At 52.7% G+C, this 13500-nt stretch carries 15 protein-coding genes; all 15 read left to right on the top strand.

Going from position 1 to position 13500, the window contains the following annotated elements:
* The first annotated feature begins 2 nt into the window (after positions 1-2).
* The 15 genes from nuoF (at position 3) to nuoN (ending at position 13497) form a co-directional block, all read left to right on the top strand.
* Entirely contained in the window at positions 3-1301 is a 1299-nt protein-coding gene (gene nuoF / locus V7775_RS13275; protein ID WP_335752529.1) for an NADH-quinone oxidoreductase subunit NuoF, read from the top strand.
* A 3-nt stretch (positions 1302-1304) separates the two neighbouring features.
* Positions 1305-1712: an MAPEG family protein gene (locus V7775_RS13270; protein WP_335752383.1), complete on the top strand. Its 408-nt coding sequence runs from the start codon at positions 1305-1307 to the stop codon at positions 1710-1712.
* An 18-nt stretch (positions 1713-1730) separates the two neighbouring features.
* Positions 1731-1970 (top strand): hypothetical protein, encoded by a 240-nt coding sequence (locus V7775_RS13265; RefSeq protein WP_335752382.1) that lies wholly within the window; start codon positions 1731-1733, stop codon positions 1968-1970.
* Between the two features lie 92 nt (positions 1971-2062).
* Positions 2063-2395, top strand: coding sequence for a hypothetical protein (locus V7775_RS13260; protein WP_335752381.1), 333 nt, complete (start codon positions 2063-2065; stop codon positions 2393-2395).
* Positions 2396-2510: 115 nt separating this feature from the next.
* Positions 2511-2912: a DUF5333 domain-containing protein gene (locus tag V7775_RS13255; protein ID WP_335752380.1), complete on the top strand. Its 402-nt coding sequence runs from the start codon at positions 2511-2513 to the stop codon at positions 2910-2912.
* A gap of 4 nt (positions 2913-2916) precedes the next feature.
* Positions 2917-4932 carry an NADH-quinone oxidoreductase subunit NuoG gene (gene nuoG / locus V7775_RS13250; protein WP_335752379.1) on the top strand — a complete coding sequence of 672 codons (2016 nt, stop codon included), beginning with the start codon at positions 2917-2919 and terminating at the stop codon, positions 4930-4932.
* Between the two features lie 23 nt (positions 4933-4955).
* Positions 4956-5312: a hypothetical protein gene (locus tag V7775_RS13245; RefSeq protein WP_335752528.1), complete on the top strand. Its 357-nt coding sequence runs from the start codon at positions 4956-4958 to the stop codon at positions 5310-5312.
* Positions 5313-5319: 7 nt separating this feature from the next.
* Entirely contained in the window at positions 5320-6360 is a 1041-nt protein-coding gene (nuoH, locus tag V7775_RS13240; RefSeq protein ID WP_335752378.1) for an NADH-quinone oxidoreductase subunit NuoH, read from the top strand.
* A 4-nt stretch (positions 6361-6364) separates the two neighbouring features.
* A complete protein-coding gene (gene nuoI / locus V7775_RS13235) occupies positions 6365-6853 on the top strand; it encodes an NADH-quinone oxidoreductase subunit NuoI (RefSeq protein ID WP_335752377.1) in 489 nt (162 codons plus the stop codon).
* A 70-nt stretch (positions 6854-6923) separates the two neighbouring features.
* Positions 6924-7340 (top strand): carboxymuconolactone decarboxylase family protein, encoded by a 417-nt coding sequence (locus V7775_RS13230; protein ID WP_335752376.1) that lies wholly within the window; start codon positions 6924-6926, stop codon positions 7338-7340.
* A complete protein-coding gene (locus V7775_RS13225; protein WP_335752375.1) occupies positions 7337-7939 on the top strand; it encodes an NADH-quinone oxidoreductase subunit J in 603 nt (200 codons plus the stop codon). Before V7775_RS13230 ends, V7775_RS13225 begins: the two co-directional genes overlap by 4 nt.
* A gap of 103 nt (positions 7940-8042) precedes the next feature.
* Positions 8043-8348, top strand: a complete 306-nt coding sequence (nuoK, locus tag V7775_RS13220; RefSeq protein ID WP_335752374.1) for an NADH-quinone oxidoreductase subunit NuoK — start codon at positions 8043-8045, stop codon at positions 8346-8348.
* A 4-nt stretch (positions 8349-8352) separates the two neighbouring features.
* Positions 8353-10485, top strand: a complete 2133-nt coding sequence (gene nuoL, locus V7775_RS13215) for an NADH-quinone oxidoreductase subunit L (protein ID WP_335752373.1) — start codon at positions 8353-8355, stop codon at positions 10483-10485.
* Positions 10485-12047 (top strand): NADH-quinone oxidoreductase subunit M, encoded by a 1563-nt coding sequence (locus V7775_RS13210; RefSeq protein ID WP_335752372.1) that lies wholly within the window; start codon positions 10485-10487, stop codon positions 12045-12047. The genes nuoL and V7775_RS13210 overlap by 1 nt, the downstream gene beginning before the upstream one ends.
* A 10-nt stretch (positions 12048-12057) precedes the next feature.
* Positions 12058-13497, top strand: a complete 1440-nt coding sequence (gene nuoN / locus V7775_RS13205) for an NADH-quinone oxidoreductase subunit NuoN (RefSeq protein WP_335752371.1) — start codon at positions 12058-12060, stop codon at positions 13495-13497.
* The last annotated feature ends 3 nt before the right edge of the window (positions 13498-13500 follow it).

Here is a 13500-nt window from a genome sequence, read left to right as displayed (position 1 = left end):
CCATGTTGCAGGACCAAGACCGGATTTTCACGAACATCTACGGCATGCATGACCGGACCCTGAAGGGTGCGCAAACGCGGGGCCATTGGGATGGCACTGCTGCGATCATAAAAAAAGGTCGTGATTGGATCATTGACGAGATGAAAGCATCGGGTCTGCGGGGCCGTGGCGGCGCGGGTTTTCCGACCGGTCTGAAATGGTCTTTCATGCCCAAGGAAAGCGATGGACGCCCATCCTATCTGGTCGTTAACGCGGATGAATCCGAACCGGGCACATGTAAAGACCGCGAGATCATGCGCCATGATCCGCACACACTGATCGAGGGCTGCTTGATCGCGTCCTTCGCGATGAACGCCAACGCCTGCTACATCTATATTCGTGGCGAATACATCCGCGAGAAAGAAGCGCTTCAGGCTGCTATTGATGAAGCCTATGAAGCAGGTTTGGTAGGCAAGAACGCAGCCAAATCCGGCTGGGATTTTGACATCTATCTGCACCACGGGGCAGGGGCCTATATCTGCGGTGAAGAGACTGCTCTGTTGGAAAGCCTTGAGGGTAAAAAGGGTATGCCGCGGATGAAACCGCCATTCCCTGCAGGCGCGGGTCTGTATGGCTGCCCAACAACTGTGAACAATGTTGAATCCATTGCAGTGGTGCCGACCATTCTGCGCCGTGGCGGTGCATGGTTTGCTGGCTTTGGCCGCCCGAACAACGCGGGCACCAAACTATTTGCCATCTCTGGCCACGTGAACAACCCTTGTGTGGTTGAAGAAGCGATGAGCATCTCGTTCGAAGAACTGATCGAAAAGCATTGCGGCGGTATTCGCGGCGGTTGGGATAACCTTAAGGCCGTGATCCCAGGCGGGTCGTCAGTACCAATGGTCCCAGGCAAAGCCATGCGCAACGCGACAATGGATTTTGACTATCTGCGCAATGATCTGCAATCGGGCCTTGGCACGGCGGCTGTGATTGTAATGGATCAAAAGACCGACGTGATCAAAGCGATCTGGCGTCTGGCAAAGTTCTATAAACACGAGAGCTGCGGCCAGTGCACACCGTGCCGTGAAGGTACTGGCTGGATGATGCGCGTGATGGATCGTCTGGTGAAGGGCGATGCAGAGCCTGAAGAAATTGACATGTTGCTGGACGTGACCAAACAAATCGAAGGCCACACAATTTGTGCGCTTGGCGATGCGGCGGCCTGGCCGATCCAAGGTTTGATCCGTCACTTCCGCGGCGACATTGAAGATCGAATTGCACATAAACGCAGTGGCAAAACCGCTGCTGTAGCGGCTGAATAGGGTATGGAAATGTTTGCTGAGTATAGCCATGCAATTGCCTCTTTGGGCATTTGGGCCATTCTGATTTCCGTACTATCGGGATATTCCACAGTTGGTCGGAGCGCCGAAAACCGTTGCGATTGTGGCAAACCCAAGCGGGACTATAGCGATCCGGCGTATCGCCGTGAACGCGCGTTCATGAATGCTGTTGAATGGGCTGGTCCTTTTATCGCAGCGACCGTGGCGGGCATCCTGATCGGTGCAAATCCGTTTATGGTTAATCTGTTTGCTTCGATCTTTGTCGTCGCAAGGATCGCCATGGCCGTTGTGCATACCGCAACCGAGAACCAGCCGATGCGCTCGTTGTTCTTTGCGGTTGGGTTTTTCTGTGTCTTAGGCCAAGCTATTCTTGCCGTCGCAACGGCGCTCTGATTGCCAGTTTGTAGCTGAATGGTATTCCTGCGCAATATCTGGGACGGCGTGCTGAGTTTTGGCGCATTCCTGCTGACAGTTATTGTTTTTGCAGGGCCAGCATGGGCAACCTATTTGGCTGTGACTGGTGGGCTGGTGAGTGGATGGATTTATGTGCCAGTTGCTGGGATGTTGTATGTGGGCCTAAATTTGGCGATAGCGTTTTTACGTAAGGCGTTAGATGGGGTTGCGCCACTACGAACGCGCAAACGGAGCTGAACGAAGAAGCACTGGCCCTGCCTGACGAATTGCGCAATAACGGGCGCAAAGACGAGTAACAAACCGCACCTTATAGTGTGGAGGAGACGGTGATGAAAAATTGGACAGGTGTTGCGTTGTGTGTGGGGCTTTTTGCGGGCTGCACCTCATCCGAAGACCGGATCTTTTTTGATGGGCAGTTCTATACCGCGAAGTTGCGTAAAGTTGAGCGTCAGTTGGACCAATTCGTTGTGACCGTAAAGCCAGTTTCAAAATCATTGGATGGTGCACGTGAAGCGGGGCGTTATGAAGCCGTTGTTCACTGTGTGAACCTTTTCGGCAGCTCAGATATCATTTGGGCAGCAGGGCCTGACGCGCCTGAGGATCAACTGAATATTGAAAAAGACACACTAACGTTGCAGGGGCGTTGCCCCAACGCAAAATAGAGATTGTGCGGGCGGATATCCTCTTGGGATATGCGTTGTTATTGAATAACAAGGGGACCAGACCTCATTTGCAGACTAGGGCAATAGCCCAATTTTGTAGTTGAGGAGAGAGCATATGCGTAATCTAGTTCTAACACTGAGTATTCTTGCTATGTCTGCTGGCAGCGTAACGGCCAAGCAGCCGTTGCGTGAGGTGAGCGACATTGATGATGCAGTTTTTGACGTGGCTGTGGCTAACAAAATTCGCAAAGAGTGCCCGGACATTTCGGCACGGCTTATTAAAGCGATAACACTTTATCGTTCTGTTCGTTCAAAGGCGCGCTCTTTGGGGTATACAGATGAAGAGATCGAAGCCTATGGCGACTCGAAACAGGAAAAAGCGCGGATGCGTGCCAAAGGTGAAGCATATTTGCGCACCAATGGGGTTGTAGCATCGGACCCGCAAAGTTATTGCGCGGTAGGGCGCAAAGAGATTCAAAAATCGAGCCGCATTGGCTCGTTGCTGAGAGAAAAGTGACATCATGAGCGACATTCGCAAGATCATCATCGACGGTAAGGAAGTTGAAGCCGAGGGAGCGATGACGCTCATTCAGGCGTGTGAGCAGGCAGGCGTGGAAGTTCCGCGCTTTTGCTACCACGAACGGCTGACGATTGCAGGCAACTGCCGGATGTGTCTTGTAGAGGTTGTAGGTGGCCCACCAAAGCCAGCAGCAAGCTGTGCGATGCAGGTACGTGATCTGCGCCCCGGCCCGGAAGGCCAGCCGCCTGTTGTAAAAACCAATTCGCCTATGGTTAAGAAGGCCCGTGAGGGTGTGATGGAATTCCTCCTGATCAATCACCCACTGGATTGCCCGATCTGTGATCAGGGTGGCGAATGTGACCTACAAGATCAGGCCATGGCATATGGCGTTGATTTTTCTCGTTACCGTGAGCCAAAGCGCGCCACTGACGATCTGGATCTTGGACCATTAGTCGAAACCCACATGACGCGTTGCATTTCATGCACACGCTGTGTGCGCTTCACTACCGAAGTTGCAGGCATAACGCAGATGGGCCAAACGGGTCGCGGCGAAGATGCTGAGATTACCGCCTACCTCGGTGAAACGCTCGATAGCAACTTGCAAGGCAACATCATTGATTTGTGCCCCGTTGGCGCTCTTGTCTCCAAGCCTTACGCATTTACCGCGCGTCCTTGGGAACTCAGCAAAACAGAATCTATCGATGTGATGGACGCGCTTGGCTCCAACATCCGTGTGGATACAAAGGGCCGCGAAGTCATGCGCTTTTTGCCGCGTAACAATGACGGCGTGAACGAGGAATGGATTTCCGATAAAACACGTTTTGTTTGGGATGGTCTGCGCAAGCAGCGTCTGGACACACCCTATATTCGTGAAAACGGCAAACTGCGCAAAGCAGAATGGCCCGAAGCATTGGCAGCAGTTGCCGCCGTGATGAAGGACAAGAAACTGGGTGGCCTTATCGGTGATCTGGTTCCAACCGAAGCCGCATTTGCGCTTAAGCAGTTGATCGAGGGGCAGGGCGGTTCTGTTGAGTGCCGTACCGATGGCGCCAAGCTGCCAGCGGGCAATCGTTCGGGCTATGTAGGCACCGCAAAAATCGAAGACATTGATACCGCTGAGGCGATCATGTTGATCGGTACAAACCCTGCTGTTGAAGCTCCTGTTCTAAACGCGCGCATTCGCAAGGCATGGACGCGCGGGGCGGGTGTTGGTGTGGTTGGTCCAAAGGTCGACCTGACCTATGAAACCATGCACATCGGTGACGGCCCTGAAATCATGAATGAGTTGCTCAAGCGGGATCATACCGATGTCGCGGGCAAGCCATCGGTGATCATCGTCGGTGTTGGCGCATTGGCGCGTGCAGACGGAGCAGAGGTTCTGGCCGCTGCAATGGCGTTGGCAGAAAGCACAAAATCCGGATTTATGGTTCTGCACACTGCTGCGGGCCGTGTTGGCGCGATGGATATTGGGGCTACGTCTGAGGGTGGCATCAGCGATGTGACCTCGGCGGATGTGATCTATAACCTTGGTGCGGATGAGGGTGACATACCTGCGGGTCCATTTGTGATCTATCAAGGGTCGCACGGCGACCGTGGGGCACACCGTGCGGACATTATTCTGCCAGCCGCGGCCTACACCGAAGAGGGTGGGTTGTTTGTAAACACCGAAGGGCGTCCGCAAATGGCACAACGTGCTAGTTTTGCGCCCGGTCAGGCAAAAGAAAACTGGTCGATTCTTCGTGCGCTTAGCGCCGAGATGGACGCAACCCTGCCGTTTGATTCGCTGGTATCCTTGCGTCAGGCCGTGGTTAAGGCGCACCCGCATTTGGGTAAAGTTGATCAAGTTGCCGAAAATGACTGGGCACCAACGGCTCAAGGCACGCTTGCGTCAGCCCCGTTTTCTTATGCGATGGCTGATTTTTACCTCAGTAACCCGATTGCACGTGCATCTAGCCTGATGGCTGAGCTATCAGCGAACGCAAAGGCACGCCGTACGGAGGCGATGGCTGCGGAGTGAAGCAGGTTAGCCTAATAGCGCTTATGGCGTTGGCTGCTTGTGAGCCGGCGATTCCAACGGCTGAGGATTTTATCCCTGAATACAAAGGGGTGGAGACAGTGTTGTTAGATGGTGACTTGGTGCAGTTTAATGTTGCGATGACAAAGGCGCGTGCGTCAGAAAATGTCGCGGCCTATGCAGAATGCGCTGCAGCGCAGTATGCGTTAATAAGAGGGTATGGATTTGCACGGCATGTAAGGACAAATGTGGCGATTGAGGCTGGCATTTGGCGGGCTGATGCTGTTTACACGATCTCGCCGAGCCTGCCTAAAGGCTTGAAGACTATTGATGCTGAGGTGGTTACACAAAACTGCCGCGAAAAAGGCATCCCGACGGTGTGAGGACCTAATGGCTGACTTCTTTTTTAACACGACGCTGGGGATGATCCTGTTGATCATCGGTCAGATTTTTCTGGTTGTGATTCCTTTGCTGGTGGCATTGGCGTTCCTTATGTATGCGGATCGCAAAATCTGGGCGAGCGTACAGCTGCGTCGGGGACCGAACGTGGTGGGGGTCTATGGCCTGCTGCAATCCTTTGCGGATTTCGGAAAGTACATCGTCAAAGAGATCGTTGTACCTGCGGGTGCTGATCGTCCGGTGTTCTTCCTTGCTCCGATGGTGAGTTTGGTTATGGCGCTGGTTGCTTGGGCGGTGATCCCGTTCAACGATGGCTGGGTGCTGTCGGACATCAATGTCGCTATCCTGTTTGTTTTTGCTGTGTCCTCTCTTGAGGTTTACGGCGTGATCATGGGCGGGTGGGCTTCCAACTCGAAATACCCATTCCTTGGCTCGCTACGCTCTGCGGCGCAGATGATCTCTTATGAGGTCTCCATTGGGTTGATCATCATTGGTGTGATCATCTCTACAGGCTCCATGAACTTTAGCGGTATCGTCGCAGCCCAAGACAGCAGCTATGGCTTTCTAAGCTGGTACTGGTTGCCGCACTTCCCGATGTTGATCTTGTTCTTCATCTCTGCATTGGCCGAAACAAACCGCCCACCGTTTGACCTTCCCGAAGCGGAATCAGAACTGGTGGCTGGCTATCAGGTTGAATATTCATCCACGCCGTTCCTTTTGTTCATGATCGGTGAACTGGTGGCTGTAGTTCTGATGTGCGCGTTGATCTCACTGATGTTCTTTGGCGGTTGGTTGTCACCAATCCCAGGTTTGCCAGATGGCATTTTCTGGATGATCGCCAAAATGGGCGTTGTGTTCTTCTTCTTCTCGCTGATCAAAGCGATCACACCGCGCTACCGTTATGACCAGCTGATGCGTCTGGGTTGGAAAGTATTCCTGCCGTTCTCATTGTTCTGGGTTGTATTCGTAGCCTTCGCGGCAAAATTTGGATGGTTCTGGGGTATTTATGCCCGCTGGACCGTAGGGGGCTGATGCAATGACCGACTATACACGCCACGCCAAATATTTCCTGTTGCAGGATTTTTACCAAGGCATGAAGCTGGGCATCAAGTATATGTTCAAGCCGAAGGCGACGATCAACTACCCACATGAAAAGGGGCCATTGTCGCCTCGTTTCCGTGGGGAGCATGCGCTGCGCCGTTACGCTAATGGCGAAGAACGTTGCATCGCGTGTAAATTGTGTGAGGCTGTCTGCCCCGCGCAAGCAATCACGATTGACGCCGAACCACGCGAGGACGGTTCGCGCCGTACCACGCGGTATGACATAGACATGACAAAATGCATCTATTGCGGTTTCTGTCAGGAAGCGTGCCCTGTTGATGCAATTGTTGAAGGTCCTAATTTCGAGTTCTCAACTGAGACACGCGAAGAACTGTATTACGACAAATCAAAACTGCTAGAGAACGGTGATCGCTGGGAAGCCGAGATTGCGCGTAACCTAGAAATGGATGCACCCTACCGATGACACACAGGGCCACCCAGATAGGCAGCCAGAAAAACAAAGGCGCGGTAGCGTCGCTGTATAGGTGTGCGGTATGAGCGATAGCAATCCTTGGGACGACATGATGAAACAGGCGCAGGAAATGGCAAAATCATTTCCAGCGATGGATGCCTTTTCGCCCAAAGGTTTCGAATCCATGATGGGGATGATGCCCAAAGACATGATGGAAACGTTCTTTGGCAATAAGATGAACCCCGACGGGTTGGACGCCAAAACGCGGCTTTTGCTGACGCTTGCAGGTCTTACGATGCAAGGCGCGCAAAACGATATGGCAGTGCGCCAGACCGTGCGCCACGCCATCGAGGCCGGCGCGCATAAACAACAGATTATTGAGACAATAGGCCAGATGTCTGCCTTTGCGGGAATTCCTGCTATGCAGCGCGCAATGGAACTGGCCCAAGAAGTTTTGGACGACAGCGGGTCGCCCGAGAAAACGGAAGGTGACGCATGAGCGTTTTTGCATTTTATCTTTTTGCGATCAGCGTTGTTGCTGGTGGTCTGTTTACAGTCATCAGCCGTAACCCTGTTCACTCGGTCCTGTGGTTGATCCTGTCGTTCTTATCAGCGGCTGGCCTGTTTGTGCTGCTGGGTGCTGAATTTGTCGCGATGTTGCTGATCATCGTCTATGTGGGGGCGGTCGCAGTACTGTTCCTGTTTGTTGTGATGATGCTGGATGTGGACTTTGCCGAGTTGAAGGCGGAGATGGCCAAATACATGCCACTGGCCTTGTTGATTGGTGTCGTGATTCTGATGCAGTTTGTTCTGGCCTTTGGAGCGTGGGAAACCAACGCAGCTGCGGATGGCTTGCGCACACAGGTTACCAATAGCGACGTTTCCAATACGGCCGCTTTGGGGCTGATCCTATATGACGAGTATTTCCTGCTGTTCCAGCTGTCGGGTTTGATCCTGCTGGTTGCGATGATTGGCGCGATTGTACTGACGCTTCGCCATCGCGGTGATGTGAAACGCCAGGACGTGGTTGCACAGATGATGCGCGATCCGGCCAAGGCGATGAAGCTGCATGACGTAAAACCGGGGCAGGGTCTGTGATTGTAGTAACAACACTGCTTTTTTTGACGATGATATTTGTCGCGGTTTCGACCGCGGCAACACGCGGGCTTTCACCCGTTAAAATAATACACTGAGGGACGACATGATCGGACTGGAACATTATCTGACTGTGGCAGCCACGCTGTTTGTCATCGGCATCTTTGGCCTTTTTCTTAACCGTAAGAACGTGATTGTTCTGCTGATGAGCATCGAATTGATGCTGTTGGCGGTCAACATCAATCTCGTTTCCTTCTCTAGTTTCCTAGGGGATTTGGTCGGGCAGGTGTTTATGTTGTTCGTTCTTACCGTTGCGGCTGCCGAAGCTGCGATTGGTCTGGCCATTCTGGTCTGTTTCTTCAGAAACCGCGGCACCATCGCCGTGGAAGACGTCAACGTGATGAAGGGCTGAGGACATGGAAATTACACTCCTCTTTGCACCGCTTATTTGCTCGCTCTTGTGCGGCTTTGGCTGGAAAATTATTGGCGAGAATGCAGCATGCTGGATCGCTACGGGCGGTTTGTTCCTCTCCGCATTCCTGAGCTGGATCGTCTTCTTAACGTTTGATGGCACCACAGAAACCGTTCAAATCTTGCGGTTTATTGAATCCGGTAGCCTCAGCACGGATTGGTCTTTCCGCCTTGATCGTTTGACGACGATCATGCTGATCGTGATCACAACTGTTTCCAGCCTCGTGCACCTCTATTCCTTCGGGTATATGGCGCATGACGGCCACTTTGGCGAAGGCGTCAGCTACAAGCCGCGCTTCTTTGCTTATCTGTCGTTCTTTACCTTCGCGATGTTGATGCTTGTGACCTCCAACAACCTTGTACAGATGTTCTTTGGTTGGGAAGGGGTTGGCGTTGCGTCTTACTTGTTGATCGGTTTCTACTACAAAAAGCCGTCCGCAAATGCAGCCGCGATCAAAGCGTTTGTGGTTAACCGTGTTGGTGACTTTGGCTTTGCCCTAGGTATATTCGCTTTGTTCATGCTGACCGACAGCATCAACTTTGACGATATCTTTGCTGCCGCACCTGAATTGGCAGAAACGTCTATTCGTTTCTTGTGGACGGACTGGAACGCGGCGAACCTTATCGCCTTCCTACTGTTTGTAGGCGCGATGGGGAAATCTGCTCAGCTGTTCCTGCACACTTGGTTGCCTGACGCGATGGAAGGGCCTACGCCTGTTTCCGCTTTGATCCACGCAGCCACGATGGTTACCGCTGGTGTCTTCCTTGTTTGCCGCATGTCTCCGGTTATGGAATTTGCGCCTGAGGCTATGGTTTTTGTGACGGTGATTGGTGCAACAACAGCGTTTGTGGCAGCCACAATTGGTCTGGTACAAACAGACATTAAACGCGTCATTGCGTATTCCACGATGTCTCAGCTGGGCTATATGTTTGTTGCTGCTGGCGTTGGCATGTACTCCGCTGCGATGTTCCACCTGCTGACACACGCTTTCTTTAAGGCGATGTTGTTCTTGGGCGCGGGCTCGGTCATTCATGCGATGCACCACGAGCAGGACATGAAAAACTACGGTGGCCTTCGTAAAAAGATCCCATACACCTTTGGTGCAATGATGATCGGTACGTTGGCGATTACTGGTGTTGGCATCCCGTTGACGCATATCGGTTTTGCGGGCTTCTTGTCTAAAGATGCGATTATCGAAAGCGCATGGGGCGGTGGCTCGATGTATGGCTTCTGGATGCTGGTTATTGCTGCGGCGATGACGTCTTTCTATTCATGGCGCCTGATGTTCCTGACCTTCTTTGGTGAGGCACGCGGTAACAAGCACACGCATGAGCATGCTCATGAAAGCCCGAAGGTCATGTTGATCCCACTTGGCGTTCTGGCGATTGGTGCAGTGTTCTCTGGTATGGTTTGGTACGGTAGTTTCTTTGGTTCTGCGGAACAGATGGGCAAATTTTACGGTATCCCAACTGCGGAATTGGCTGCGGGTGGTGACACCCACGTTGATGGTGCGGAAGATAGCCATGCTGATGATAGCCACGGTGAAGCCAAAGCTGAAGATGGTCATGCGAAAGCGGATGATCACGGTGGCGTACATCACGGTCCGGGGTTCGCTGGCAAGCCGGGGGAAGGCGCGCTCTATTTTGCACCTGACAACACGGTACTTGACGCGGCACACGCAGCGCCAAAATGGGTAAAAGTCAGCCCATTCATTGCAATGCTCGGTGGATTTCTGATGGCGATGTGGTTCTACATTTGGAACCCAACACTGCCTGCACGTCTCGCGGCGAGCCAACGTCCGCTGTATTTGTTCCTTTTGAACAAATGGTACTTTGACGAGATCTATAACTTTATCTTCGTTCAACCAGCCAAGGCGATTGGCCGCTTCTTGTGGAAACAGGGCGATGGTCGGGTGATTGATGGCGGTTTGAATGGTCTCGCGATGGGCATCATTCCATTCTTCACACGCCTCGCTGGCAAAGCGCAGTCTGGCTATATCTTTACCTACGCCTTCGCCATGGTGATCGGGATCGCGGTCCTGATGACTTGGATGACCATGTCCGGAGGAGCGAAATAATGGAAAATAACTTGCTCTCTATTGTTACGTTTATGCCGGCATTGGCGGCCCTGATCCTTGTTGTTTTCCTACGCGGAGATGATGAGGCGGCAAACCGCAATGCTAAATGGGTTGCGGTGGCTGGTACGGTTGCGTCCTTCCTTGCCTCGCTGTTTATGTATTCACAGTTTGATCCGTCAAATACGGGTTTCCAGATGGTGGATGAAGGTGAATGGCTGCTGGGCCTGAACTACCGTGTTGGTGTTGATGGCATCTCGGTTCTGTTTGTGATGCTGACGACGTTTATGATGCCGCTGGTGATCGCCGCATCATGGGACGTAAACACCCGTGTAAAAGAATACATGGTCGCATTCCTGCTGCTTGAAACACTGATGATCGGCGTGTTTGTCTCGCTTGATCTGATCCTGTTCTATCTCTTCTTTGAAGCAAGCCTGATCCCGATGTTCCTAATTATCGGGATTTGGGGTGGCGCAAACCGCATCTACGCGAGCTTCAAGTTCTTCCTCTATACCTTCTTTGGCTCGGTGCTGATGTTGGTTGCGATGGTGGCAATGTTTGCGGATGCGGGCACGACCTGCATCGGTGGCTGTGACGTGAGCCTGCTGACACACACCTTTGGCTCCGAGGCATTCAGTGTCATGGGCGTTCAGGTCGTTGGCGGTATGCAAACCCTGATGTTCCTCGCGTTCTTCGCCAGCTTCGCCGTGAAAATGCCGATGTGGCCTGTCCACACATGGCTGCCGGATGCCCACGTTCAGGCACCTACAGCGGGTTCTGTTGTTCTTGCCGCGATCCTCTTGAAAATGGGCGGCTACGGCTTCTTGCGCTTCTCGCTTCCGATGTTCCCTATTGGCTCCGAAGTGATTGGGCCGATGATCTTGTGGATGTCCGCAATTGCGATTGTATACACCTCACTGGTGGCGCTGGTTCAAGAAGACATGAAAAAGCTGATCGCCTATTCATCTGTTGCGCACATGGGTTTTGTAACAATGGGCATCTTTGCCACCAACCAGCAAGGGCTGGATGGTGCGATTTTCCAGATGATCAGCCACGGCTTTATTTCCGGCGCGTTGTTCTTGGCAGTTGGTGTGATTTACGACCGCATGCACACCCGTGAGATCGACGCCTACGGTGGCCTTGTGAACCGCATGCCCGTTTTCGCGCTGCTGTTCATGTTGTTCACCATGGCAAACGTCGGCCTGCCGGGTACATCCGGTTTTGTTGGTGAATTCCTGACACTGGTGGGTGTCTTCCAGGTGAATACATGGGTGGCTGCGGTTGCGACCACCGGTGTGATCTTCTCGGCGGCATATGCATTGTGGCTCTATCGCCGTGTGGTGATGGGCGACCTGATCAAGGAAAGCCTGAAGGCGATCACCGACATGAATGCGCGTGAGAAATGGATTTTTGCGCCACTTGTGGTTATGACATTGTTGCTTGGCGTGTATCCCGCGCTGATCTTGGATGTGATCGGGCCGTCAGTGACTGCACTTGTTGAACAATATGATACGGCAGTGGCCGCAGCAGACGCGGTGACACACACCGCCGAAGCCCACAACTAAGGCGAGAGACATGAATAACGATATCCTCCAGATCCTGCCTGAAATTATCTTGGCACTCTTTGCTATCGGCGGCCTGATGGCTGGCGCGTATGGCGGCAAAGACGCGATTGCGCGGCCTTTGCTTTGGGCCACTGCGGCGGTGATGATCATTGTGGCCAGCTTGGTTGCAACATCTTCGAACACCACTGTCGAAGCCTTTGGTGGCATGTTCATCAATGACGGCTTTGCGCGTTTTGCCAAGGTAGTGATCTTGATATCAGCGGCATGTGTTCTGATCATGTCTGAGGGCTACATGAAGTCACGCGATCTGCTGCGCTTTGAATATCCAATTTTGGTGACACTCAGCGTTGTTGGCATGATGATGATGGTGTCGGCAGGTGATTTGATGTCCCTTTACATGGGCCTCGAGCTGCAATCGCTGGCGCTGTATGTTGTTGCATCGCTACGCCGTGACAGCGTGAAATCAACCGAAGCGGGCCTCAAGTACTTTGTGCTTGGCGCGCTTAGCTCTGGATTGCTGCTGTATGGTGCATCGCTGGTGTACGGGTATTCAGGTACAACATTGTTCTCTGGTATTATCACCACCGCACATTCCGGTGAGATGTCCGTTGGCCTATTGTTTGGCGTCGTGTTCTTGATCTCTGGTATGGCGTTCAAGGTTTCCGCCGTGCCGTTCCACATGTGGACACCGGACGTTTATGAAGGCTCCCCAACGCCTATCACTGCATTCTTTTCCACAGCCCCGAAAATGGCTGCGATGGCACTGTTTGCACGTGTATTACATGACGCCTTTGGCAACGCGGTCAGCGACTGGAGCCAGATCGTTGCGCTGTTGTCGGTTTTGTCGATGTTCCTTGGGGCCGTTGCCGCGATTGGTCAGACCAACATCAAACGTCTGATGGCATTCTCTTCTATTGCCCACATGGGTTATGCGTTAATGGGCGTTGCCGCGGGTACGGCATTTGGTGTGCAGGCGATGCTTGTATACATGGCGATCTACGTGACGATGAACGTGGGTGTGTTTGCCTTTATCCTGTTGATGGAAAAAGACGGCGCACCGGTTACGGATATTTCGGCACTCAGTATGTACTCCAAAACCCATCCAGGCCGCGCGTTGGCCCTGCTGGTGCTGATGTTCAGCCTTGCAGGTGTACCGCCGTTCCTTGGTTTCTTTGGAAAGCTCTATGTGTTGCGCGCAGCATATGAGGGTGGATTGGCGTGGTTGGCGATTGCAGGTGTGATCGCAAGTGTCATCGGCGCGTACTATTATCTGCGCATCGTCTTCTACATGTACTTTGGCGATGCCAAATCAGACACGCTTGATCAAAACCGTGGTGGCGTGTTGGGTGGCTTTGTCATTGCTTCGGCATTCATCATGGTTGTTGGCATCATCAACATGTTTGGTGTTGAAGGTGCAGCAAAGCTGGCGGCAGCAACGCTTGTTCAGTAGTAA

Origin of the sequence: Sulfitobacter sp. (assembly GCF_036960155.1) — a bacterium.
Lineage (GTDB): Bacteria > Pseudomonadota > Alphaproteobacteria > Rhodobacterales > Rhodobacteraceae > Sulfitobacter.
Note: the sequence above shows the minus strand (reverse complement) of the source record. Positions and strands in the feature narration are given on the sequence as shown.